This is a genomic window from Grimontia sedimenti (assembly GCF_011045095.1).
Taxonomy (GTDB): domain Bacteria; phylum Pseudomonadota; class Gammaproteobacteria; order Enterobacterales; family Vibrionaceae; genus Enterovibrio; species Enterovibrio sedimenti.
Genome location: NZ_JAALDL010000003.1, coordinates 313,154 through 337,638, shown reverse-complemented (window position 1 = coordinate 337,638; position 24,485 = coordinate 313,154). Strand labels below are relative to the sequence as shown.

Sequence of the window (24,485 nt, the reverse complement as noted above, 5' to 3'; positions counted from 1 at the left end):
GATGGCTTTGAGTCCTTAACATACAGTCAAGCCTTCCAATAATTATTCGCCGCCGCAACCGTCTGAAAATTCACGGCAACAACGTGGGAAACCGCGATCAAACTGTCTGCACTTTCCGCATATTTGGGACGTAGCTTCTCTCTCGCTTCCGCTGAAGGCTGTGTATATTTCACGCCCATTCGGGACATTTTAATGGCAAGTTGATAGCCAGCTTCTGGGCTCTCTGTGATTAACGTTGGTAACCATGTATCACTCATATTAGTCTCCTTATTCTTAATTGCTCGCACACATACTGTTCGTACACTAACTATATGTCAACGAAATAATGTGACAATGAAGGCAAGTCGTAGATAATGAGACAAGTTGGAAGTTATTGGAGATCACCTTGGCCGTTGCAGATATCGATAAACAGCTTTGTTTCGCCCTTTATTCAGCGTCTAACCGCGTAACGTCTTTGTATAGGCAATTGCTGGACCCATTGGGACTGACCTACACGCAGTTTGTGGTGATGATGGTGCTTTGGAAAGAGGACAAGCTATCTATCACTGAGTTAGCTTCAAGAGCTGAACTCAGCAAAGCAACGATGACGCCGCTGCTAAAACGTCTGGAACAAAAAGGACTTATCCGACGTGCCGCCCTTCCAGACAATGACAGGCAGAAGTCTGTCGTATTAACCCAAGAAGGCATTGAGCTGTCCCAAAACAGTGCAGATATTACCGACAAAGTATTCTGCATGACTGGGCTCAGCGCTGAAGAAGCGAACACCATGATCTCGCTTTGTAAAAAGCTAGGTCGCTAATACGCAGTGGAAAAAGCCGTCTTTCGACGGCTTCGCATTATCTCAAGAGCTCAAACACCCCATGAGTTTATCTTCGAAACTAACATCAACCACTTGTGCAATAAGCTCAATCCGGCTTTCGACACAATCATCCAGCTCCATTTCCAACATGCTTGATTCGGAAAGGTTGTAACCAAACACTCCATCATCAGTGATGAATACGGCTTTCATTCGCTCGACATCAAGGTCATGCAGAAGCAAAGAAAGTTTCTTTCTATCAAAGACCTTGTCTGGTGAAAATCGCCATCCGACGCTTTCAAAACCTTCACCCTCGTTCTTTGCCATCAACACCCCGGTTTCTGGCATAGGCGCTTCTGAGGCAAGAGGTTTACTGCCGTGGTGATGATGATGGTGGTGATCATGCGCATGTGGCTGCGTCATGAAGGTCTCTCCTTCAAATTCCTTAAAGTCGATTTGTCCGTGACGCGTGAACAGCACGTTCACATCTGGATGAGCATGCTTTTTCACATACGCTTCCAGCAAGGCTTTGTCCCCTTCGGCATAGAGATCCAGCTTGTTACCCACAACAGTGTCGGCAATCGCAATCTGCTGATTAAAAGTATCGTGATGGATATAGCGCTCGTCTGACAGTTTTCTCGCATCAACCAAAGTCAGCGTTTTTTGAATTGATAGAACATCGCGATAGTGTTCTGAGGACAAGACTTCCAGGACTTCTTTGGGGTGTCCAAGGCCGGTCGGTTCAATCAGCAGTCGATCTGGTTTGGCTTCGATTAGTAATTGATTTAGCGCGATTTGCATAGGAAGTCCCGCTGAGCAACACATGCAGCCACCTGGCACTTCCTGAATGAACACTTTCTCTCCTTCGCTATGCTGCCCTTGAAAAAGGCTGCCATCGACACCGATCTCTCCAAACTCATTCACCAATACAGCCCAACGCTCGTTCTCCGGTTTGTTCTTCATCAGATGCAAGATGGCGGAGGTTTTACCTACGCCAAGGAAGCCGGTAATAATGTTGGTTGGCACACTCAGAATCGCCGCATTATCAGAGCTCATTGGCGATCCTCCTGTAACCCTGTACCAAAGTGTGATTGGCGGAAACCACAGACTCTGAAAACGCTGAATACTCCGGTGGCACTTTAGAGATACTGTTTAGATCGAAGCCCTCGCCGATGTTGGTCATTGGCGGCACATGGAAGCTTTCAGGGAGATCCATTCCGTCTACAACACAGTTATGGCGGATGACACAGTGCTTACTGACAACAGCATTAAACACCACTGAGTTAAAACCAATGAAAACGTCATCACACACTTCACATGGTCCGTGAATGATTGAGCGGTGCGCAATCGATGTGCGCTCACCAATGGTTACCGCAGCGCCTGCTTTAGAATGAATCACAACACCATCCTGAATATTGGTGTCACACTTGATAAGGATGGGTTCCATTTCACCCGCATCGTTCACCTCATCCGCACGAATCACGGCATAAGGACCAACAAATACGTTGTCTTCAATAATCACTTTGCCGCAGATGATCGCCGTGGGATCGACGAACGCATTCTCCGATACAACAGGCATGTCTCCGTTTGGATTTTTTCTTAACATAGGGGGTCTCAACTTGCTTCAGTATTTGTTTGAATCCAAAGAGCATTAACGAGCGAACACCAGCCTCATCGCGGGTGAGTCGTCATCCAGCACCTTGTTATTGTGATAAACCAATCCGCCATTCACCCAGGTACTAACTATCTGCGACGAAAATTGATGGCCTGCAAAAGGCGTCCATCCGCAGTGATACAACGCATTGTCGTGGCTAACCTCAGTGGTCTGTTTATCATCCACCAGCACCAAATCAGCAAAGTAACCTTCACGGACAAAACCACGCTCTCTAATTCCGTAACGAATAGCGGGATTGTGCGCGGTTTTCTCAACCACTTGAGTAATATCGAGTCGACCGTGACTGACATGGTCAAGCAACGTCAACAACGCATGTTGTACCAAAGGTAAACCTGCTGGAGCCTGCTCAAAGCCCACCTGCTTTTCTTCAAAAGTATGAGGTGCATGGTCAGTGGCGATGATGTCAATTTGGTTGGTATGAAGTGCCCGGATCAGCGCTTCACGATCGCTGGCTTTCTTGATAGCAGGGTTACACTTAATCAGGTTTCCCAGCACCGCATAGTCTTCTTCACTGAACCAGAGGTGATGCACGCAGGCTTCAGCGGTAATGCGTTTCAGCTCAATGGGCCCTGTTTGGAGAAGAGAAAGCTCTTTTTCAGTTGTGATGTGTAGAACATGAAGATGGCTACCATGACGTTTCGCTAAGTCCACGGCATAAGAAGAAGAGGCATAGCAGGCTTCATCATCCCTCAGCACAGGATGATCATGGATCGTGAACGCGGACTTTTTACGAAGAAGCGCTTCCCGGTTTTTTGCGATAACTGCCCCGCTTTCACAATGCGTGACAATGAGCACGGGCGACTCACGGAAGATGCCTTCCAATGCCGTTGGGTTTTCCACCAACAAATCGCCAGTGGACGCGCCCATAAACACCTTAACACCACAGTGTGTTTCTGGATTCAGTCGCTTAATTTGCTCCAGGTTGTCTTCCGTTGCACCAAGGTAAAACGAGTAATTCGCCAAGGAATTGTTGGCCGCAATATCAAACTTGCGTTCTAACGCTTCAATCGTGGTCGTGGCAGGGCTGACATTGGGCATTTCCATATAGCTGGTAATCCCACCAGCGACTGCTGCGCAGGACTCAGAAGCAATAGAGCCTTTATGCGTTAAGCCTGGCTCCCTGAAGTGCACCTGATCATCAATCATTCCGGGCAGAATGAAGCGGCCATTAGCCTCTACGATCTGTTCAGTCGGAGCGGCGATAATATGTGAATCGATTTTCTCAATCCGCTGGCCGACAATTCTCAAATCTCTCTCTTGGACCCGCCCTTCGTTGACGACACGGGCGTTTTTAATCAGTGTTGCAGACATGGCGTTTAGATTTCTCCTTAAAACTAACGCATGGAAAAGATGGTGTTATGTTGGGAAAGGGTGGAAGACGCGATTTCTCGTCGTTAGAGGTTCAGTGACTTAGACTCACTTAGCGCATTCATCACATACACAGGTGATTTCGAGTTGGGGGCTAACCACTGTGAACCCCTCTTTTCGTGCACCTGACTGCAGGCTGGAAGCGAGTTTGGGGTCGATGGCCTGTTCTATGATCTTGTCGCACTTCGCGCAGATTAGGAACTGAGGGACGCCATGCTCGTGATCGCAGGAGATGTGAGAGCAAGCAATGAACTTATTCGATACTTTTAATTTGTGGGCGAGATGTTCGCTTTCCAGAAAGTCTAGGCTGCGATATACCGACATCGGTTGAACGCTCTGCCCGAATTCCGATTTGCAATAATCGACCAACTCATAAGCAGAGAGGGATTTTTCAGAATGAACGAGCGCTTTTAAAACCAACTTACGCTTGGCAGTGAGTTGTTTTCCTTTCGCTTTGCATTTCTGCGCGACTTTTTCTATCAGTGCGTCTAAGTCAGTCATGGTGAGCCTTCCGTGATTTCTCCGCTCGAAATATAAACACAATTGTTATGTTATAACATATCACCAATGAGACAACCAAGTTATCTATAGACTTGTGATTATCAGGGGGAGGCCAATTCAGTAGCGAAGCATGTGGTGTTGAATCAAAGGGCCTATACGAAAAAAGCCATCTCAATGATGGCTTTCCTGTTCTAGATAGTGTTCCTGGCTATTAGTTTAACCCGCTCTTGCACCATTATGCGTTTCGGTTTCTGGGCAGGCTAAGCAAGGTTGTAGCTTGTCTTCATAACCAATATCGAAAAGCATGCCCTGAGACACCTCACCAGCCATTTTTCTCTCCGGCAGGTTTACGACAAACAAAGCCTGTTTACCTTCAATCTCCTTGGGATTTTCACGCTCTTGCTTTATCCCCGCCAAAATTGAACGCGTGTGGTCGCCAAAATCAACGGTCAGCTTCATCAGTTTATCGGATTTAGCGACTTCACTGACTTCGATGATTTTTCCAACTCGGATGTCCACTTTCGCAAAGTCATCAAATGTGATTTCGTCTTTAATTGGTGCGGGTTTCATACAGATATCCTTGTCTTCACAGCGCTTACAATACTGATATACCTAAACAAGCTACACCATTGAAATGACTTTTAAATCCCTATGATTCGGAAATCTCAAAATTGGTGCCTGAGCATTTCTTTAATCAATTTTCCATGGTGGATTCAGGCGATTCTCTCCTGCCCAATACAGTTTAATTTCGTTGCCTGATGGGTCTCTTAGCGCCGCTTCTTTCCAGAGATACGGCTTCATCGTTGGCTCTTGGTCGAATTCAATGCCCTCGACTTTTAGCCGCTCGACGAGCTCATCAAGCTTTTCATGTTCAAAGTAAACCACGCCACGACTTATCACCCCTTCCTTTCCAGGATCGAGGAAGATAGAGAAGCTTGCGTCACCTTCTGGAAAGCAAAAACGTGCGTAGTGATCATCACTAACAATCTGAATAAGCCCGAGCTTTTTATAGAATGCGACCGCAGATTCCATGTCATGCACCGCTAATGTCACTTGATTTAAATTCATGTTTTCCCTGCTTTTAATTAACTTTCTTTAGTAGATGGCTCAGACTAAATCCTTTCTTGGCGCCATTGACCCAAAAGCCAACTTTCAGGGCGAAAACTGCGAGGTAGTTGGAGATTCAACCCTATATCGACAAGTTCAACAAACAAGCATGTACTGACTCCTATTTATAAACTTGCTATAACTCCCCTACTTGCTGACAAAACAACCAATAACAAAACGATATGGATATCAACTTCAAGCAGTTCATCTCACAAAGCTCAACGTCTACGCTTCACATCGAGAACTGGACGATTGCCAACAATGAATCTTGGGCGGTTTTTAGCACGGAAGGTGACATTGGCTCTCTTCTGGGTGGCGTGTTGTGCGGAACCATCGAATTCGATGGCGAGCTGAAAATCGGCGATGGCAAAATTGCGCAGGTTTCGCTAGCCGAACAGCAAAAACTGTTGGAGGAAGAGCGCGCCAAAGATGACACTGACTTTCTTGACCGGATAGATACCGGCACCAGCGTCTATGACCTGATTTTCGAACAATGTGAAGACGCTGCATTGACCCATCAATTGATTGAAGATCTCGATCTCGTTCATCTCAAAGAGAGTGGCTTTCGCGTGCTTTCCACTGGGGAAACCCGCCGTGTGATGCTGGCTCGCGCATTAGCAGAAAAACCTGACTTTGTGGTGCTGGACAACCCTTTTGCCGGCTTGGATATTGCCCACCGTCAATCACTTGCTGACTATCTGGAAAAGCTCTCGAACTCTGTTCAGATGATGGTGGTATTTGCGCGGGAAGAAGACCTTCCCGATTGGGTTGACCATGTCGCCATGTTTGAGCGTGGAAAATTGGTAGAACTGATAGACAAAGCAGGATGGGACAACCACCCCATCATTCAGCAAATTGCCGCGCAGTCTGAACAACAAAGTGAAGAGATGATGACGCTTATCCGTCGTTATCAGCACGCTACACAATTTGAAAACCCGATTTTCGAATTGAGAGATGGCAAAGTTGAATACACAGAGAAGACCATTTTCACCGGCGTGAACTGGCGAATTGATAAAGGCGAGCATTGGCAAGTTAAAGGCCCAAATGGCTGCGGAAAAAGCACCATCCTGGGAATGATCTTTGGCGATCATCCGCAATGCTACAGCAACGACATTCACATCTTCGGGAAAAAGCGTGGCTCAGGCGAAACGGTGTGGGAGATTAAAAAGCATATCGGCATGGTTTCTTCTGCCCTTCACCTGCAATATCGCGTTAGCTGTTCGGCATTGGATGTCATTCTTTCCGGCTTCTATGATTCCATTGGCTTGTATTCCCAACCAAGCATTCAGGAACGCACCATCGCCCGTGAATGGCTCGACATTCTGCACATGAGCCAATATGCCAAAACACCTTTCCGAAAGCTGGAATACGGACAACAACGCCTGTTGCTAATTGCTCGCGCAATTGTGAAGCAACCCACTCTGCTGATTCTGGATGAGCCCTATCAAGGCTTAGACTATTTAGGACGACGCCTGATGAAGAATACCTTGGAGTTGATAGCGCGCGAGAACCTAAGTCAGCTTCTCTACGTTTCGCACTATCAGGATGATGAGCTGGAAAGCATCAAAAACACACTGACGTTTGTTTACGACGACACCGCTCAGTGTTACCGCGCCGAATTAGAAGGAAGATAAAAAAGGCCGCATCTGCGGCCTATCTTTCAAATCAGCTTGTTTGGGTATATCCGTTTATCTGCTCTAATACCCCATATACTTATCAATCAGCACTTCCAGCTTCCCTTCAAGTTCGCCTTCAAAATCGTCTAGGCTCTTGTCGAACTTTTGCAGGTACTTACCAGCCTGATCCCGGGTCAGCTTTCTTCCTGACATATTGAACTGCATTTCTGGTAAGGATTTGTCGTTTCTTGGTACCACGGCAAGGGAGATAAACCCGGTGTTCAAGGCATTCATCTCATCCAGAATGTATTGGCAGAAATCGTCGATTTTGCTCGCGCCCTCTGGCCCTAAGCAACCAGGTTCCAATCGGCAAATCACGTTCAATTTCATCTCTTCTGGCACTGTTGCTACGCTTCCCATAGATATCGTCCTTATTGTTATATTTAACATTTATCCTAGACCAGCAGACGCAAAAAAGCCCAGAGAGGCATGACGATTATCTCTGAGCAAAGGGATAGCTTGGGATTGATAGTTAGGTGTTAATCCCGATCTCGTTCCGAATCCATCACTTTCATCTGACCTTCGCTATAACGCTCTCCCACTACAAGGTCATCATGGATTAGCGTAGAAAGGTGCGAGACAACATCCGGTGTCATAGTGACGTTGAGGGCGCCAATATTTTCCCGCATGTATTCGATGTGTTTGGTACCTGGGATCGGGACTAACGTTTTTTGCCCTGACGATTGGATTGATGAATCACCCATGCCAGCGCGAGTTGCGCCAGTGAACAGTTCAGCTCCTTGGCGACATCTGCCAGTGGTTTCAGCAATTCGCTGTTTTTTGCAAAGGCGTCAGCTTCAAACCTCGGCCTTGCGTTATTGGTACGAATATCGCCGTCGGTCAACAACGGGGCTTCTTGGGCTTTCCCCGTCAGGAATTGACGACCGAGCGGCGAGAATGGCACAAAAGTGGTGCCAAGTTTTTCACAAACATCGAGCATTTTAAGTTCAGGCAATCTTGTCCAAAGCGAATATTCCGACTGCACGGCCGCAATGGGATGGATCGAATGTGCGCGTCGCAATGTATCGCTTGAAACTTCAGAGAGCCCGATTTCGCGGATTTTCCCCTCTTTGACCAGTTCTGCCAATGCACCGACACTCTCCTCTATGGGCACTTTCGGATCGAGTCGGTGCAGGTAGTACAGGTCGATAACATCGGTTTCCAATCGCTTTAGGCTGGACTCACACTGAGAGCGAATGGTTTCCGGTCTGCCATCAATGGTGGGTTTTCCGTCTTTCTTAAAAAGCGCGCATTTGCTGGCAAGAACGTACTCACTGCGGCGATGTTTCACTGCCTTGGCGATCAGTTCTTCGTTTTTACCGCCGCCATACATGGTGGCGGTGTCGAGGAAGTCATAACCTGCGTCGAGCGCTTCATTGAGCAACTGGATGGAGGTCGGTTCGTCGCTTGGGCCATAGCCATGAGACATGCTCATACAACCAAGTCCAATCGGCGATACCGCCAGTGAGCCAATGTTGCGCTTTTCCATAGGTGTCATTCCTTCTGCTTCTTATTCTTTGTGTAGTCGCTTGAGTTACTCACCCAATGCTTTTTCGATGCGATCCAGCACCTTCATGGCAATCAATGCCTGATTCACACTGGCATTCGGCTCGCGGCCTTCGCGTATAGCAGCGATGAACTCGCGATCCTGCAATTCGATACCGTTCATGGATACATCCACTTTGCTGACATCAATCGGGTTCTCTTTACCGTCAACCAGGTCGTCATAACGAGCAATATAAGTGCCGTTATCACAGATGTAGCGGAAGAAAGTACCTAATGGGCCATCGTTATTAAACGACAGCGACAGCGTACACAGTGCGCCAGACGTGGTTTTCATGCCGATGCTCATGTCCATGGAAATACCGAGTTCTGGGTGTTTTGGCCCTTGCATGGCCATCACATCTACAATCTCTTCGCCGGTTTGATAAGCAAACAGGTCAACCGTGTGGCAAGCGTGGTGCCAAAGCAGATGATCCGTCCAGCTACGCGGCTGACCCAAAGCATTCAGGTTTTTACGACGGAAGAAGTAGGTCTGCACATCCATTTGTTGGATGCTCAGTTCACCCGCACGGAACTTTTTGTTCAGGTATTGGTGGCTTGGGTTAAAACGGCGCGTATGACCTGCCATAGCAACCAATCCAGTTTCTTTCTGAACATCACACACGGCTTGGGCATCAGCCAGAGAATCCGCCATCGGGATTTCTACCATGACGTGCTTGCCCGCTTTCATTACTTCGATGGCTTGTCTGGCGTGAATAGGTGTCGGCGACGTAATAATTGCCGCTTCAACGCCCGGTTGAGCCAGCGCTTCCTGTAAGTCCAATGTCCAGTGCGCGATCCCATATTTTTCGGCCGTTGCCTTGGTGCTTTCCTCTACACCACCGGCAATCGACACTACCTCCACATCGTCAATGTTCTTTAGCGCATCCAGATGCTTATGACCGAAAGCACCTTCACCCACCATAATGATTTTCATTGTCTATTCCTTAAACGTTTGGCTCTGTTGACATGGTACCTTCCGTGACCCTGTCACTCGCATTTTCTAAAATCGTCAAACCATAATGCGAGTTTGAGACCGGGGCATGGGTGAATCGGTAAACTTCATCCACCTTGTCATCGAGCGCGCCGCGCATTACCAGCCACATAATTGCTTCGATGCCTTCAGACCCCGTTTCACGCAGGTATTCGGTATGAGAGACTTTCTTAGCTGCTTCCGGTTCATTCACCATCAGATCAAGCCAGTTACAGTCATATTCGACGTTGATCAAACCTGCACGTTCGCCCTGCAATTGGTGAGATAACCCCCCTGTGCCGAAGATGGCGACTTTGGTTTCTGCCGGGAAGCTTTCCACGGCTTTGCGAATAGCTTTACCGAGGTTGTAACAACGGTTTCCGGTTGGCTGAGGATACTGAACCACGTTGACCGCCAGCGGAATCACCTGACAAGGCCAGGCTTTTGGTCGCCCGTAAACCACGGAAAGTGGTACGGTGAGGCCGTGGTCGACATCCATTTCGTTCACAATGGTCATGTCGAACTCATCCAAAATCAGTGATTCGGCAATGTGCCAAGCCAGCTCACTGTTACCTTCACACACTGGCACCTGACGCGGGCCATAGCCTTCATCTGCCGGGTTAAACTGCGGTGCAACGCCGATGGAAAAAGTCGCAATAGATTCCAGCGAAAACGCCGATGCATGGTCGTTGTAAACAATCAGGCAAACGTCTGGCTTCACCTCTTCCATCCAATCACGCACTGGCTGAATGCCATTCACGAAACGCTGCCAGTATTCGCCTACCATGGTGCCGTTATCCATGGCTGCACCTATCGATGGGATATGCGAAGTCCCTATACCGCCAACAATCTTACCCATCGTACTGCTCCTTGTTCTCAGGCTTGGCGTAATACTCCGCCCATTCCGCTTTGCTGCGGTTGCCTTCAATCGGACGACCGCCATTCAGCATCATCTGCTTGAAGTCTTCGAAGGTCATGCCATTGCCTGACATTGCCGCGCCGGCATGTTGCATGGTCATGCCATCAAAGATCGCGATTTTAAAGGTGTAATAGATATTGCCGCCAAGACGCAGCATGCCTAGCCAATCGCGCTTCAACACGGCTTCACGCTGCTCCGCAGTCATCGGAAACTTGTCGATATACGCTTCTTCGCTCTCACGGAATTGGTCTCGGTTCTCAGCTTTGTTCAGCGACATGCAGAACATGTTGAGGTGATACCCGGCTCTCGACTTCTCACCGTCAAAGACATAGGTTCCGGGAATATCGTCGTAATCTCTGTGTTCACGCATTTCCATTTCCCCCTCAGATCAACCCTACTTCTTTCAATCTGTCATCCAGACGAGCAAACACATCTCGGGTGTTGCCGTTGAAGACTTTGGCTTTGTCTTCATCGTTAAGCTTAGAACCATCTATGTAGCGCTTGGTATCGTCGAAGTAATGCCCTGTCATTGGGTCAATACCACGCACCGCACCAATCATTTCAGAGGCAAACAGGATGTTTTCGATTGGCACCACTTCCAACAGCAAATCGATACCTTCCTGATGGTAAACACAGGTATCAAAGTAGATGTTGTTTTCGATGATTTCTGTCAGTGAAGGCAGATTCATCATGTCGCACAGACCACGGAATCGACCCCAGTGGTAAGGCACTGCACCACCACCGTGTGGAATGATGAACTTCAGATCAGGGAAGTCTTTAAACAGGGTTTTCGACATCATCAGCTGCTGGAACGCCGTGGTGTCTGCACCCAGATAATGTGAACCCGTGGTGTGGAAACAGCGGTGACAACAGCCACTCACGTGGATCATTGCTGGCACTTCCAACTCACACATTTTTTCGTAGATTGGGTAATAAAACTTGTCGTCCAGCGGCGGTGCTGTCCAGTAGCCACCTGATGGATCGGGGCTTAGGTTACAACCCACGAAACCAAACTCTTTGACGGTGCGTTCCAGCTCCGCAGCACTGGCTGTCATATCTGCGTTTGGTGATTGCGGTAATTGTGCAGCACCAATGAAGTTTTGCGGATAAAGCTCCGTAATACGGTAGATAAGCTCGTTACAATGTTCCGTCCAATACTTACTGGTGGTTTGGTTACCAATGTGGTGCCCCATCCAGCTTGCACGCGGAGAGAAGATGGTGACATCCGTGCCGCGATCGTTTTGCAGCTTCAGCTGAGCGCCTTCAAGGCTGTCGCGGATTTGGTCATCAGAGATGTTCACAATCCCTTTAACGTGGTCAAACAGAGGATCAATTGCGAGCTCTTTCTTTTGCTGTTCACGGTACTCGCCCAACTCATCCGGTGCGGTGGTGTAGTGACCGTGACAGTCAATGATTAACGGTTCCTTGCTCATTCCAAATCCTCCAGCTTATCCACGTAGCGAAATCCCGCTTGTTCTAATTTCGGGCGCATGTTGTACATGTCCAGACCAAGAATCCCTTGCGCCAACATACCGCGTTTTGTTTCTTCGTTTTCCATGCGTGCCTGAGCAGATTCCAATACGGTTTCTGCGGTTTTACGCGGTACGACACACACACCGTCGTCGTCAGCCACAATCACGTCACCAGGATAAATTGGCTGATCGCCACAAATCACAGGGACGTTCACGGAACCCAAGGTGGCTTTCACAGTACCTTTGATGGAAACCGCTTTTGACCACACTGGGAAGTTCATTTCCGTCAGGTCTTTGGTATCACGCACACCCGCATCAATGATCAGTCCTTGCACACCTCTCGCTTGTGCCGAGGTCGCCAGCAAGTCACCGAAATAACCATCAGTACAAGGCGACGTAGTAGCAATCACCAATACATCACCTGGCTGACAAAGCTCGATAGCGACATGCACCATCCAGTTATCACCCGGTTGCGCCAGCACGGTGACTGCACTACCCGCAATTTGCGCGCCTTTGTAAATAGGGCGCAGCTCATGGTTTAAGTTACCTGTGCGTTGCTGCGCTTCGTGTACGGTCGCACTGCCACAAGCCGCTAAACCTTCAATCACTTTGGCATCGGCGCGCTCTATGTGTTTAACCGCTACGCCTTGAATGGTTCTCATAGACATACTTCTGTCCTTCCTTGCATCCTTGACTGGCAAAGCCAATCAGTCGTCGAATCCGTAAAGTCTTGCTGGGTTATCCACCAGAATCTTTTTCTGGGTGGCTTCATCGCGCGCAATCAAGGGCACGAGATCCAGCAAATCCGCATCGTTAGGCATGTGTTTTTTAATGTTAGGGTGCGGATAGTCGGTTCCCCAAAGCACACGGTCTGGCGCCACTTCCACCAAGCCCTGGGCATATGGCACGGCGTCATAGAACGGCGGTGCCATTGCAATTCGTTCAGAACCACACACTTTTACCCACCAGCTTTCGCGGCGCATAAACTCAAGCAAAATCTGATACGCCTGCTGACCCACACCTTCGGAAGTCGGTACGCGTCCCATATGGTCAACCACAATAGTCATATCGATACGGTTGAAGAAATCTTCATACTTGATGATGTCTTCCGCGTTTACGTGAATGACCAAGTGCCAGCCGTATTGCTTCACACGCTCAAGCACTCTCGCCATCATTTCCAGGTTTGGCGCTCCGCCCAAATGGGTCACAAAGTTAAAGCGAATGCCGCGAACACCGCCTTCATGCAGATCCTGAAAATCGTTGTCTGTAAAGGTGTCATCCGCCATACAAACGCCGCGATAAGCGCCGTTGCTTGATGCAATCGCATCCATCATGGCGCGGTTATCGCGGCCATGGCAGCTCGCCTGAACCAGCACTGCACGCTCGATACCCAGCTTGTCGTGAACACGTTTCAGCGCATCTTTACCTGCATCAGGCGGCCAGTAGGTCGCAGTTTCCGCATACGGGAACTGCGCATGAGGACCGAACACGTGGCAATGTGCATCACAAGAGTTTGGTGGCGCCACAAAGTGCGGCGTTCGCGTATTGTTATCTGGTGGCATACAGCTTGGCTTAGTCATTCCATGACTCCTCATTGTTTTTGTTATTTGTTGATAGGGACAAAGAGCTCACCTCTGGCGAGCAATCTTGCGGTTCTCAGCAGCCCGGCTTTTGTGACGTTGTTTTGATCATCAAACGTTAGCGTCATTGAAAACTCGCCGGAGGGGTGTTCAACAGAAATTGTTTTCACATCTCCTTCCGGGATTTCAGCAATGCCTTCAGCCACGTTTCCAGGCATGGCAGCAGCCGTTGCTACTGACACAGCACCGAGAACACCTATTGCGGTGTGGCAGACTCTTGGGATAAAGGTGCGTGAGCAGATATGCCCACCGTCTACAGGTGGTGCAATCAGGCTCATCTTAGGGACAACTTTGTCAGTCACATCACCCAGATTCATTGCCTCACCCGTCTGTAAGCGAATTGATTCAATTTTGGCTTTTAATGTTTCATCAGCATTGAGCTCATCAGCTGATTCATAGCCCGATACGCCGAGATCGGAAGCGCGCATCAACACAACGGGCATACCGTTGTCGATACAGGTGACCTCTACGCCATCGAAGGTATCTTTGATATTTCCAGTAGGAAGCAGGCTCCCAGTAATAGAGCCTGCGATGTCTTTGTAGTTGCAGATAACAGGCGCCGCAGTACCCGGCACGCCATCTATCGCAGCATCACCTTCGTATTGCACTTTTTGATTCGGCGTCTGTACGTCGAGGTCACAGCGGTTTCCGCTGTTGACCATATTCACGCGGACAGTAGTGATTCCGTCTTGTGCATCTACCAGTCCGTTTTCGATAGCAAATGCACCAACACCGGCGAGAATATTTCCGCAGTTTGGAGAGGTATCTACCCGGTTCTCTCCTACGACTACCTGAACAAACAGATAGTCGACATCACAATCGGGCGATGATGATGGAGAGACAACAGCGACCTTACTTGTCAGCGGATGGCCGCCACCCAAACCGTCTATCTGACGGGCGTCGCGACCAACGGCATCGAGAATAACCTGATCACGTAATGCTTCATTTCTCGGCAGATTAGAGGCTAAAAAATATAGCCCTTTAGAACTGCCACCGCGCATTTGCATGTAGGGAACTGCCAGCATCTCTCACCTTCCTTGTGTGCTTTACGAACAGCATAGGCATGATTTCGCTCGCAATAAATTCAACTTCTTTACATTTTGTTGTACATTTTTAACATTCCGTTTTCCTGAGGTTGTACTGAATGGCCGATATTCCCCACTATTTTCTCTACGGCGAAGAGCTTCCCGAGACTGCGCCGGACTACATGCACATTGCTCGATTGGAGCAATCTTTGCCTAAGCACAACTGGGAAATTCATCCACACCGCCATGACAATCTTCATCAGTTGATGATCCTCGAGTCAGGCTCGATGCATGCTCAAATTAGGGAAAAAAGCGACGAATACTCTGGTCGTTGTGTTCTCTCGATTCCCGCCAAAGAAGTACATGGCTTTGCCCATCAGCCTGGAGTGACCGGATTTATTGTTTCCGTTAGTCACCCCTTTATGTTGAGTCTTTTTAACGATGCGGAAAGACAGGGACTCGCGCAGCTGTTCAGAGAGCCGATGGTCATTCCTCTGGGCGTCGACACGGATGAAGGGGAAGTCACAAGAATGGGTGAACGGTTGCTTGAAGAGTTCCACACGCCAAAGATTGGGCAGGCTTCCATCATCGGTGCTTACCTGAAAATCGTCTTTGTCATGCTGGCAAGGCATCGGCAGCACAGTGAGCTTCAAGAAAATGCTGATGGAAAAACGGTCTTGTTCGAGCGGTTTGTCCGCTTAGTTGACGATCATGCCACTGATCACTGGCAGGTCAGTCAATACGCTGAGGAGCTGGGACTGAGTCAAGGACAACTCAACCGCTTGTGCCAACGCGCAGCAGGTCAACAAGCGTTAGCCATTGTTCACGAACATTTGCTGGATGAGGCAAAGCGCTTGCTAGTTTTCACTCAATTGTCAGCCAAAGAGATTGGCTACCAACTTGGGTTTAAAGATCCCGGCTATTTTTCTCGATTTTTTCAAAGACATACCGGCCAAGCGCCCAAGCAATTCAAGACACGGGTTGCGGAAAGTCAACGCCAAATTTAACGTTCATCATGCGCTTTACGCTTTTTTTAATCTTTTTTTACGCCGTTCATCAGAATATCAACGCAATAATTACATCATTTCTTATCGTCCAGTTTTCTAATCAAACCATTAATAATCAAATTATTAATAGCCCACTTCGCTGTCGGTATTTCTAAACAAGCATTCACTAATGATGTTTTTCTTTCATTTTCTATGATTGATTTGTCTCATTTAAAATACTGTTAACATCTTGCTAACTAAAAATAACAAGACCAATAATGAAACGGAATGGAATGCAAACCAACAACACAATGCAGGGGTATAAAGCATGAAATCGACAGCACTATTGGCACGACCAAAACTGAAGCAAGTATTCACAGCAGCAGCGATGGTCGTTGCAATGGGCGCAACATCTTTCGCACACGCAGCAGACACCAAACTGAGAATGTCTGCATCAGCGTCTGCGACTGACCAACGCGCAGTTGCGATGACCGAAGTATTCGGTCCAGCCGTTTCCGACTTTGCTGAGTTTGAAGGACACTGGAACAGCTCACTGTTCAAACAAGGTACTGACCTCGAAGCCATTGCACGTGGCAACCTAGACATGACCATCACTTCCGCGCAGGAGCTTGCCGAGTTCATTCCTGCGTTCTCCATTTTCTCGGCAGGTTACGTTCACCGTGACGCAGAACACCAGAAGCGCGTATTCGCCGCTGACTTCATGGATCCACTTAAAGAAGAAGCCGAAGAACTACTCGGCGTGAAACTGCTTAGCGTCATGTACCTCGGCCGTCGCCACGTTAACCTTCGTGAAGACTTTGAAGTATCGACCCCAGCGGATCTGAAAGGCGTGAAACTGCGTATGCCAGGCAGTGACGCATGGCAGTTCCTGGGTAAAGCACTGGGCGCGAACCCAACGCCAATGGCTTTTGCAGAAGTCTACACTGCTCTGCAAACTGGCGCAGTTGACGGTCAAGACAACCCACTGCCAACCGACAAAGACGCTAAGTTCTACGAAGTGACCAAGCAAATCGTTCTGACCGGTCACCTCGTTGACCTGAACTACATCGCTATCTCTAAGAAAGTGTGGGACAAGTTCACGCCAGAGCAACAAGCAACGCTGCAAAAAGCGTCTGACGATGCAGCAGAATCTGCTCGCCAGAAGCAGCTTGCGCTTGAAGCAGAACTGGTTCAGTTCTTCAAAGACCAAGGCCTGAAAGTTTACGAGCCAAACCTGAAAGCGTTCCAGGAAACCGTTCAAGGCGCATACCTAAACTCTGATTACTCAGAGCAGTGGCCAGAAGGTCTGCTGGAGAAGATCAACGCGCTGTAACTCTAGCAGCCTGAAAGTGTAAACCGGGCATCGTGGCAGCAGTATCGCTGCGGTGCCTTTTCTCACCCCCCTCTTTGAGCAATGAAACAAGTGCCATTTGTGCGCTTTCGGTTCGTGCATCCTGAGGATGGTGAACAACACCAAACGTAAACCCCAAGACAGCACTGAGAACAAACATGGAAAAGTTTCGAATCGGCTTAATCGGATGTGGTGTCATCAGCGATAAGTACCTGACAACCTGTCAGAAGTTCGACTTCATCGACATTGTCGCTTGTGCCAGCCTGAACATCGAAGAATCAAAACAAAAAGCCGAAGCCTACAACATCCCGCGTGTCTGCACGCCGGATGAAATCATTAATGACCCTTCTATTGACTGTGTATTGAATCTTACGATTCCCGCCGCTCATGCGCAGATCTCTATCGCCGCATTGAACGCTGGAAAACACGTTTACTCTGAAAAACCGTTCGTGACTGATTTAGCGGATGGAGAAGAAATTCTCGCCCTTGCTAAGGCAAAAGGCCTTTGCGTGGGCAATGCACCAGACACCTTCCTTGGTGGAAGACTCCAGACTTGTAAAAAGCTGATGGACCAAGGTGTGATTGGTACGCCCACCGGAGTGATGGCGTTTGTCCCAACCCGAGGCGTCGAGCGTCACCACCCAAACCCGGATTTTTACTATCAAAATGGCGGTGGCCCTCTGCTGGATCTTGGGCCTTACTATCTGACAGCCATGGTTGCTCTTCTTGGTCCAATCACCCGCGTTTGTGGTTTGGCCAAAAAGACGCTGGATGAGCGTTTGATTGAATCACAGCCCCGCGCCGGTGAGAAAATCCCTGTGAATGTTGATACGCATATCAATGCCTTACTTGAGTTTGAATCCGGCGTTCAGGGGTCATTAATGGCCAGTTTCGATGTGTGGGATTCCCAAACGCCGCGCATGGAAATATACGGCGAAAACGGCACGATTTGCATCAATGACCCTGACCCTACCGACGGCTTCAACATCTTTGGCGGTCAGGTGCTCTACAAAACACGTGAAACAGCCCGTTGGGTTTACCGTCCTCGCACGCCTAACCTTGAATTTTGGTCAGTGGCTGAAAACACACACGGTTTTAACCAAGAAGCCCGTGGCCTTGGCCTGCTTGACCTGGCTTATGCGGTGAAAAATCAGCGCCCAGCCCGCGCCAATGGTGAGCTTGCACAGCATGTTTGTGAAGTGATGTTTGGCATTCTTGAGTCGGCCAAAACCGGACAGTTTGTCGAGATAAAGAGCCGCTGCGAGTCACCAAGCGCTTTACCTGAAGATTTCCCAAAAAGTGAAAACGGAGCCTGATAGTCATGAGCCTAGAAACATTGGATTTTGCGGAACCGTTTTTCACCGTGAAGTACATCGTTGATGAACCAGAAATCATCATTACAGAAAGAACCATCGTCCTGAATCTCGCTGATTCTCCGCTTTATGCAGCTGGCATGTGGCTGGCACCTTTTCAATCTATCATCGCTACCGATGTCACGCTGTTCAACGTAGAAAAGTGCGTATTGGTGGAACGTTTTGATGATTTTGAAGATGAAAATGCGCTATTGGAAAAGGTCAGAGGCACTTGGCCACTGGCTTATGAGATTCGTCGTGAAGAAAGATTAAAAGGCGTTGGACACTATATGTCGCCGAAAAACGCAGTCGGCAACATCCAGTTCAGCATGTATCACGCGTCTACTGTGCCTTTGAATGTGGGGCTTCATAAAAACCATGTGCACTTGGGCGGCGAAGAGCCTCAGGAAGTACATACCCAAATTGTTGGTTTTGGCAAGATGCAGCAATGCCGCGAGAAAGATGTCTCTACACTGTTTCTCGAAGAAACCATGGCACCGGGTTGTACGCACAAACCCATGTTTGATGCTGAGCTGAATTACCCATGGCACCAATACGAAACCATTACGCCAGGCATATTTATGGCGATTGAAATTCTAACGTCTGGTAACCCCATCCCAAGATAAACCCGACGCTAAGCCCAGAAAAAGGATTCAAAATGGCAACACGATTACTACCAGAAAACATAGATTTTGAGGGTGCATTCCCTTCCCTTTCCCGTCGTCTGAGAATTGGCATAGTCGGTGGCGGCCGTATTGCAGTGACGCAAGCGATGGCCGCTAGATTGAGTGATCGCTGGGAAATTACAGCGGGCGCGCTTTCTTCCAACCCGGAGCAAGCCAAAGCCAGAGGCGCGCAGTGGTTTTTGCCGGAAGACAGATGCTATTCCTCTTATCAGGAGATGGCAGAAAAAGAATCCCAGCGCGAGGATGGCATTGATGCAGTGATGATCACCACGCCGAACCATGTTCACTTTGAAGCAGCAGAAGCGTTTCTGAATGTGGGCATTGATGTGCTCTGTGATAAACCGCTTACCAATGTGTATTCAGAAGCTGCAGATTTAGTCGCTTTAACTGAATCTACCGGACAAGTGTTTGGTGTCTGTTATGCGATGTCCTGTTTCCCCATGATTCGACAAGCCCGTGAAATGGTAAAAAACGGTGCAATTGGCAAGGTGGTGCAAATCCACGTTGAGTTTATGCAGGATTGGATGATCCCTGATGATGTTGGCGAGGCAGCACATGTTAAATGGCGCTTAGACCCCAAGAAGTCCGGCTCCACCAGCTGTACTGGCGATATCGGCACTCACGCAGCCCAACTCGCCACTTTCGTATCAGGGCTGGATATGACCGACCTTCGCGCTGAAATGCATGTCTGCGGCGCTCCAAAGCCCCTTGAAGACACTGTTTTTATGATGACACGCTACGAAGGCAATGTACCGGGAACGTTAATGGCAACGCGTATCGCTTCGGGTAACCGCGGTGGATTACGTCTTCGTGTCTTTGGTAGTGAAGGTGGCATCGAGTGGGACATGGAAAATGCCGAGCAGCTTAAATACAACAAATATGGCGAGCCTGATCGCGTGTTAAGCCGTGGTCAGGGGCATGGTATCTACCCTGCTGTTGAACGCTTCGTTCGCACTGGGCGTGGTTTCCCGGAAGGCTTGATTGAGGCATGGGCAAACCTTTATACCGAGTTTGCAATGGCCGTTGCCGCGAGAAAAGACGGCGTTTCTGCACCTAAAGGTTGGCTCAGCTATCCGACAGTAGAAGATGGCGCCAAAGGCGTGAGATTCATCGAGGCATCCGTTGAATCAAATACGTCGGGCGGCGCATGGGTAAGTTGCCAATAATTAAATAACGCGGAGCGAGCGTTCCGCCAATCACAATGTCAGGGGGCGCGATTGGCAAAGCGAGTCACAATAAAGCAAATCGCTGAGTACGCGAAAGTGAGTGTCGCCACGGTAGATAGGGTGATCAACCAGCGTGCACCGGTAAAAAGTGCCACAGCGAACCGCATCATTGCGGCAGCAAAAGAGTTAGGCTGGCGTCCCCCTGCTGCGTTTGTTGAAGCGCAAAGCGCCTCTCCAACCCCTTCGATACACTGCGGCATTCTATTGCAAAGCAACATCTCGCACCTGCTGCGTGAGGCGTTTGAAGCGCAATCCGCCAAGCTGGAAAACACCAATTCGAAGCTGACTATAGAAACTTTTGACAGCCTCGAGCCGGAGAAAATTGCAGCGCGAATGCTAAAGCTCGGTAAGAAAGTGGATGTCCTTGCCATCACTTCCATCGATCATCCTTTCGTTGCAGAAGCCATCGACAAACTGGCAGAAAAGAATGTACCTGTGGTCGCGATACTCTCCGATCTATCGGCAAATAATCTTGCCGGATTTGTTGGAACCAACAACCGAACACGAGGGAGAACAGCGGCGTGGGCGATGGATCGGTTCTGTCGGGACAGAGGCACCGTAGGCGTCATCATTGGTAGCCACCGATACCTCAGTCAGCAAGATCGGGAAATCAGCTTCCGCAGTTACTTCCGTGAAAAAGCGCCTGCTTTCAGAATATTGGAATCCGTTGTCAGTTCAGATGACGACAGCCAAGCTTATGAAGCAGCCAAGAAACTGGTGTGCGAAACACCGGATTTGGTTGGGATTTTCAGCGCAGGTGGCGGTGCCAGCGGCATTCGACGCGCCATCATCGAATACGGCGGTGAAAGAAGGCCCTTCTTCGTTTCTACAGAACTCACGGCGCAAGCAAAGACAGAATTGCTTCAAGGTGGCGTGGACATGGTGCTGTCTGCCGACTTTGATCAAGTGGCTGAAAAAGCGGTGGAAATGTTCACCAATCTCAAACAACAAGAAGGACAGCAAAAGAAAATGAGCGTGCTTCCTTTCTTTATTTACACCAGCGAAAACACTTAACTCGCGCAGACGGCACTAAGCCGTCAGCCGCCCCTTAGAAAAGTAACGTTCACGGTATTCCCCTGGCGAACAGTCTTCCCACCGTCGAAAAGCACGATTGAAATTTGCGACGTTGGAAAAGCCCACCATATGCCCCACTTCACTGATCGTGTATTGAGGTTGCTTAATATACGTTGTGGCGAGGTTTTTCCTTGTTTCTTCAAGAATGTCTTTGAAGCTCGTCCCTTGTTCTCTCAAACGTCGCTGTAGATTGCGAAGGCTATAGCCCAGTTCCTCTGCAATTTTGGACTGTGAAGGGTTGCCATAACGTAACTCTTCGGCAATTTTGTTTTCGACAAGGTAAGTGATATTGGAACGATCAAAACGCTCCATGAAAGTATTCAGCAGCTTAGTGTGAACCATGTTCATCAAAGGATTACTGCCTGGAGACTGCAGACTGGCAAGTTGAAGATCGAACACAATCGCATTTTTCTCGCACTGATATTCAACAGTGCAGTCCTTTTCTAACAGATAACTTGCCACAGCCGGACAGGGCTCAGAGAAAGGGTCAAACGAGAACTTGATATCAATGGGACCAATATACCCGCTCATCATCTCGCGGGATTGGCTTATCACCCCAATGCTCAATGCCTCTATCAGTTGAGGGGTTAACGCGAGTCGGCCACTGTCTTTGTAACGTTCTACATCAAACTCAACGAAGAGTTTGGCATTTTCGACACGCGTATGGATTTGAACGCTGTTTGAGAGCATGCGGCGGTATTTGGCGAATTGCTCTAGAGCGTCTTTCAGGCTGTAAGACGATTGAATCGCATAACCAAAGATGTGCAACGTGGACAGCCGGAAGTTTTGGGCCACATCAAGGCCGAATGCCCTTCCTCCAACTTTCTTATTACAGAAAGCGAAAAGATGGCCTAAGCGTTCAACTGACACTCGCCCTTCCGGATTGTTTGCCTCGCTTTCCAAAATACCGAATCGAGATAAAGTGGGTTCAACGTCAAATTCAAACTTTTTCATCGACATAATGATCGGAATGAGGAAACCACTCAATGCTGAATATTCTACACTCATCATTCACACTTTTCTTTATCGCCTAGCAAGTTACCGGACATTTATAAAATTTGTAAATTAAGTGTGACTGTGTTTCGACTGATAATCCATATTAAAAATTTATGATTTTTCACACCCTCCTCACTCAGAGTCTCATTTTATATCCATTCAATTATTGTTTATTTTACATTAAATCCTATTCGCCAAATATTGAATTCATCTATATTTCATACTTTTAACCAAATCTAGGAAGACTTAGTAACCTCCTGAGTGCTCTCATCCTTCTCTCATTCCATCGCAGTAGTACTTTTACGCAGCAACGTTTAATCCGCATTCATTTGTTGCCTAAAGCTTTATCGCCTTAAATGGTTGACACCGGCCAAGATAATAAAATGTATATAAAAGAAAACTTTGGTGTATTTTACTCCCGAATGTTAACAGTCAAATCCCACCAATAACCATTGAGATCCATATAGGCAACAAATCATATTTTCGATATTCCTGATGCTTGCCTGGCTAAAATACACCTCTATAATCCGCTCCCCTTTTTCCTTGGGCGCATGTCATGAACGAAACAGAACGCATTATTCTCGGTCGATTCCGTTGGGATCGTCTCACTCAGTACCTTTATCCACAGGATCAGGATGGGAATGACGTTATTGAGGACGCTAAAAGACTGACAAACAAACAACAGGCTCTCATAGAGTGCCTGTATAACGCTGCGCCTGAAAAAGTGACCCGTGACGACATCACGCTATACGTGTGGGGCTCTGAACACATTTCTCAGGAAAGCCTACCACAGTTAATCAACCGTACTAGACAGGTTTTGGAAGACTCGGACAAGACCTTGATTAGCAATGTACCCGGAGTGGGTTACTCACTCGCCTGTGAAACGCTCGCTGGTCAGGAAGAAGAAACACATCAAGAAATGCGTGAGTTAACTGAAGTCCTTAATGAAAGGCCAGTTGTTGAAGACCAAGCATCCAATGGCATCGCTTGGATTCGGTTGGCCATAGTGGCAGTGTTAGCCGTCATCAGTGTCATCAATATCAAGCATTTTGTAGAAGCCTATCAATTCAAAAAGGGGTTTATCGAAACACGTCTTGCCGTTCCGTACCCTCATATCGAGAAGACAGAAGACGAAAACAAACTGATAGTGACGGTTGAAGGTAAAGAGTGCATTTATGAAAAAGACGTTGAAATCATTAACTGCCCATAAGTTTGCTTTGTTCATCGCTGGCGTTGTTGTTGCCAATACGATCATCTTTATCGGTGCGGAAATGCAGGTTTCTCGCTGGGTTGGAACGGTCGTGATGGAAGAAAAATCGCGCTTGACGCGCTTTTTGCAGTCGAAGAACACAGTACAAATCAGAACCACCGACTATCTTCAAGATTTCGAGATAGAGGCCTGTAATGGCCGTTGTTTTGATTACAAATTTGAGCTTCAACCACCTAATGCAAACCTACTTTTTAGTGAAGCTTCACCAGTGAAAACCCGTCTTCATCGCTTTTATGCGCTTGATGAACGCTGCATGTTAGTTTTCTTTAATCCGGACAAGTTGACGCTCTCCAGCATGTCTTTGTCTTGCGTTTACTGAACAGAATGAGGCTACATACGTGACTGGTATCTTTTCAATCTCATTGTTCAGGTGGTGTACGCTATTGGCGATTGCCCTTAACATGACACTCTTTTTTGCAGCCCAAATGCAGCAGTCAAAATGGATTGGGACGGTCGCAATTGGCGATCAGGCAAAGCTCACGCGTACAACACAGTATATGGACACAATCGATATTCGAGTGACCGATTACCATGTGGAACACGATCCGAAAAAGTTAAGCTCATTCCATGTGGGTTATCAGTTCGAACTCCAAAAAGCTAACCGCAACCTTCTGTTGAGTGAATCCCTGCCACTGAAATCCACACTGCATACCTACTATGCATTGGATGAAAGATGCACACTTGTCTTTCTTACACCAAAGCGTCAATCCATAGAAAAGATGTCACTTGGGTGCCTCTACTAACGCTCGTTTGAAGATTGAACTTTCCTCTTCAGTTGAAAAAGAAAACACTTCAAACCCTTCACCCCATAATACTTCCCGGGAAGTTTATTCGAATGTTCTTTATTTAT

27 protein-coding genes and 1 pseudogene are annotated in these 24,485 nt (G+C 48.1%); 11 read left to right on the top strand and 17 right to left on the bottom strand.

What is annotated here, in order from left to right; all coding sequences use genetic code 11:
- Positions 1–26: 26 nt before the first annotated feature.
- The gene (locus G5S52_RS06980; protein WP_165012390.1) at positions 27–257 is read right to left on the bottom strand and encodes a hexameric tyrosine-coordinated heme protein; all 231 of its coding nucleotides are present in this window, start codon (positions 255–257) and stop codon (positions 27–29) included.
- A gap of 128 nt (positions 258–385) precedes the next feature.
- Between G5S52_RS06980 and G5S52_RS06975 the strand changes: the two genes are divergently transcribed.
- On the top strand, positions 386–799 hold the full coding sequence (locus G5S52_RS06975; protein WP_165012389.1) for a MarR family winged helix-turn-helix transcriptional regulator: 414 nt from the start codon (positions 386–388) through the stop codon (positions 797–799).
- Between the two features lie 42 nt (positions 800–841).
- On the opposite strand, the gene G5S52_RS06970 is transcribed toward G5S52_RS06975, so the two are convergent.
- From G5S52_RS06970 to G5S52_RS06945, 6 genes are all read right to left on the bottom strand, one after another.
- Positions 842–1,852, bottom strand: coding sequence for a CobW family GTP-binding protein (locus tag G5S52_RS06970; RefSeq protein WP_165012388.1), 1,011 nt, complete (start codon positions 1,850–1,852; stop codon positions 842–844).
- Positions 1,842–2,402 carry an LbetaH domain-containing protein gene (locus G5S52_RS06965; RefSeq protein WP_165012387.1) on the bottom strand — a complete coding sequence of 187 codons (561 nt, stop codon included), beginning with the start codon at positions 2,400–2,402 and terminating at the stop codon, positions 1,842–1,844. The genes G5S52_RS06970 and G5S52_RS06965 overlap by 11 nt, the downstream gene beginning before the upstream one ends.
- Positions 2,403–2,447: 45 nt before the next feature.
- On the bottom strand, positions 2,448–3,782 hold the full coding sequence (locus G5S52_RS06960; RefSeq protein ID WP_165012386.1) for a dihydroorotase: 1,335 nt from the start codon (positions 3,780–3,782) through the stop codon (positions 2,448–2,450).
- 105 nt (positions 3,783–3,887) lie between these two features.
- On the bottom strand, positions 3,888–4,340 hold the full coding sequence (locus G5S52_RS06955; RefSeq protein WP_165012385.1) for a Fur family transcriptional regulator: 453 nt from the start codon (positions 4,338–4,340) through the stop codon (positions 3,888–3,890).
- Between the two features lie 216 nt (positions 4,341–4,556).
- The gene (locus G5S52_RS06950; protein ID WP_165012384.1) at positions 4,557–4,910 is read right to left on the bottom strand and encodes a tRNA-binding protein; all 354 of its coding nucleotides are present in this window, start codon (positions 4,908–4,910) and stop codon (positions 4,557–4,559) included.
- Positions 4,911–5,030: 120 nt separating this feature from the next.
- Positions 5,031–5,408 carry a VOC family protein gene (locus tag G5S52_RS06945; protein ID WP_165012383.1) on the bottom strand — a complete coding sequence of 126 codons (378 nt, stop codon included), beginning with the start codon at positions 5,406–5,408 and terminating at the stop codon, positions 5,031–5,033.
- Positions 5,409–5,629: 221 nt separating this feature from the next.
- Between G5S52_RS06945 and modF the strand changes: the two genes are divergently transcribed.
- Positions 5,630–7,081: a molybdate ABC transporter ATP-binding protein ModF gene (gene modF / locus G5S52_RS06940; RefSeq protein ID WP_165012382.1), complete on the top strand. Its 1,452-nt coding sequence runs from the start codon at positions 5,630–5,632 to the stop codon at positions 7,079–7,081.
- Positions 7,082–7,144: 63 nt separating this feature from the next.
- On the opposite strand, the gene G5S52_RS06935 is transcribed toward modF, so the two are convergent.
- From G5S52_RS06935 to G5S52_RS06895, 9 genes and pseudogenes are all read right to left on the bottom strand, one after another.
- Positions 7,145–7,483 carry a hypothetical protein gene (locus tag G5S52_RS06935; protein ID WP_165012381.1) on the bottom strand — a complete coding sequence of 113 codons (339 nt, stop codon included), beginning with the start codon at positions 7,481–7,483 and terminating at the stop codon, positions 7,145–7,147.
- A 119-nt stretch (positions 7,484–7,602) separates the two neighbouring features.
- Positions 7,603–8,612 (bottom strand): annotated as a pseudogene (locus G5S52_RS06930) (aldo/keto reductase).
- 45 nt (positions 8,613–8,657) lie between these two features.
- Positions 8,658–9,602 carry a Gfo/Idh/MocA family oxidoreductase gene (locus G5S52_RS06925; protein WP_165012380.1) on the bottom strand — a complete coding sequence of 315 codons (945 nt, stop codon included), beginning with the start codon at positions 9,600–9,602 and terminating at the stop codon, positions 8,658–8,660.
- A gap of 10 nt (positions 9,603–9,612) precedes the next feature.
- Positions 9,613–10,497: a class III extradiol dioxygenase subunit beta gene (locus G5S52_RS06920; RefSeq protein ID WP_165012379.1), complete on the bottom strand. Its 885-nt coding sequence runs from the start codon at positions 10,495–10,497 to the stop codon at positions 9,613–9,615.
- On the bottom strand, positions 10,490–10,927 hold the full coding sequence (gene ligA, locus G5S52_RS06915) for a protocatechuate 4,5-dioxygenase subunit alpha (RefSeq protein WP_165012378.1): 438 nt from the start codon (positions 10,925–10,927) through the stop codon (positions 10,490–10,492). Before ligA ends, G5S52_RS06920 begins: the two co-directional genes overlap by 8 nt.
- Positions 10,928–10,940: 13 nt before the next feature.
- Positions 10,941–11,990, bottom strand: coding sequence for an amidohydrolase family protein (locus tag G5S52_RS06910; protein WP_165012377.1), 1,050 nt, complete (start codon positions 11,988–11,990; stop codon positions 10,941–10,943).
- Complete coding sequence (locus G5S52_RS06905) at positions 11,987–12,697, bottom strand: 4-carboxy-4-hydroxy-2-oxoadipate aldolase/oxaloacetate decarboxylase (protein WP_165012376.1); 711 nt, start codon at positions 12,695–12,697, stop codon at positions 11,987–11,989. Before G5S52_RS06905 ends, G5S52_RS06910 begins: the two co-directional genes overlap by 4 nt.
- Positions 12,698–12,736: 39 nt before the next feature.
- Positions 12,737–13,609: an amidohydrolase family protein gene (locus G5S52_RS06900; RefSeq protein ID WP_165012375.1), complete on the bottom strand. Its 873-nt coding sequence runs from the start codon at positions 13,607–13,609 to the stop codon at positions 12,737–12,739.
- A gap of 23 nt (positions 13,610–13,632) precedes the next feature.
- On the bottom strand, positions 13,633–14,694 hold the full coding sequence (locus G5S52_RS06895) for a 4-oxalomesaconate tautomerase (RefSeq protein WP_165012374.1): 1,062 nt from the start codon (positions 14,692–14,694) through the stop codon (positions 13,633–13,635).
- 119 nt (positions 14,695–14,813) lie between these two features.
- Between G5S52_RS06895 and G5S52_RS06890 the strand changes: the two genes are divergently transcribed.
- The 6 genes from G5S52_RS06890 to G5S52_RS06865 all read left to right on the top strand — a co-directional run bounded on the left by G5S52_RS06890 (position 14,814) and on the right by G5S52_RS06865 (position 21,309).
- Positions 14,814–15,701, top strand: a complete 888-nt coding sequence (locus G5S52_RS06890) for a helix-turn-helix domain-containing protein (protein ID WP_165012373.1) — start codon at positions 14,814–14,816, stop codon at positions 15,699–15,701.
- Positions 15,702–16,008: 307 nt separating this feature from the next.
- Positions 16,009–17,013 carry a sialic acid TRAP transporter substrate-binding protein SiaP gene (locus G5S52_RS06885; RefSeq protein WP_165012372.1) on the top strand — a complete coding sequence of 335 codons (1,005 nt, stop codon included), beginning with the start codon at positions 16,009–16,011 and terminating at the stop codon, positions 17,011–17,013.
- A 176-nt stretch (positions 17,014–17,189) separates the two neighbouring features.
- Complete coding sequence (locus G5S52_RS06880; RefSeq protein ID WP_165012371.1) at positions 17,190–18,347, top strand: Gfo/Idh/MocA family protein; 1,158 nt, start codon at positions 17,190–17,192, stop codon at positions 18,345–18,347.
- A gap of 5 nt (positions 18,348–18,352) precedes the next feature.
- The gene (locus G5S52_RS06875) at positions 18,353–19,009 is read left to right on the top strand and encodes a hypothetical protein (RefSeq protein WP_165012370.1); all 657 of its coding nucleotides are present in this window, start codon (positions 18,353–18,355) and stop codon (positions 19,007–19,009) included.
- A gap of 32 nt (positions 19,010–19,041) precedes the next feature.
- Positions 19,042–20,235, top strand: a complete 1,194-nt coding sequence (locus tag G5S52_RS06870; protein ID WP_165012369.1) for a Gfo/Idh/MocA family protein — start codon at positions 19,042–19,044, stop codon at positions 20,233–20,235.
- 51 nt (positions 20,236–20,286) lie between these two features.
- Complete coding sequence (locus G5S52_RS06865) at positions 20,287–21,309, top strand: LacI family DNA-binding transcriptional regulator (protein WP_165012368.1); 1,023 nt, start codon at positions 20,287–20,289, stop codon at positions 21,307–21,309.
- Positions 21,310–21,324: 15 nt separating this feature from the next.
- Here G5S52_RS06865 and G5S52_RS06860 read toward each other — a convergent pair whose 3' ends face one another.
- Positions 21,325–22,380, bottom strand: coding sequence for an AraC family transcriptional regulator (locus tag G5S52_RS06860; protein ID WP_205743798.1), 1,056 nt, complete (start codon positions 22,378–22,380; stop codon positions 21,325–21,327).
- A 541-nt stretch (positions 22,381–22,921) separates the two neighbouring features.
- Between G5S52_RS06860 and G5S52_RS06855 the strand changes: the two genes are divergently transcribed.
- The 3 genes from G5S52_RS06855 (at position 22,922) to G5S52_RS06845 (ending at position 24,378) form a co-directional block, all read left to right on the top strand.
- Positions 22,922–23,575: a winged helix-turn-helix domain-containing protein gene (locus G5S52_RS06855; protein ID WP_165012367.1), complete on the top strand. Its 654-nt coding sequence runs from the start codon at positions 22,922–22,924 to the stop codon at positions 23,573–23,575.
- A complete protein-coding gene (locus G5S52_RS06850) occupies positions 23,541–23,954 on the top strand; it encodes a hypothetical protein (RefSeq protein WP_165012366.1) in 414 nt (137 codons plus the stop codon). Before G5S52_RS06855 ends, G5S52_RS06850 begins: the two co-directional genes overlap by 35 nt.
- 64 nt (positions 23,955–24,018) lie before the next feature.
- On the top strand, positions 24,019–24,378 hold the full coding sequence (locus G5S52_RS06845; protein WP_165012365.1) for a hypothetical protein: 360 nt from the start codon (positions 24,019–24,021) through the stop codon (positions 24,376–24,378).
- Positions 24,379–24,485 lie beyond the last annotated feature (107 nt).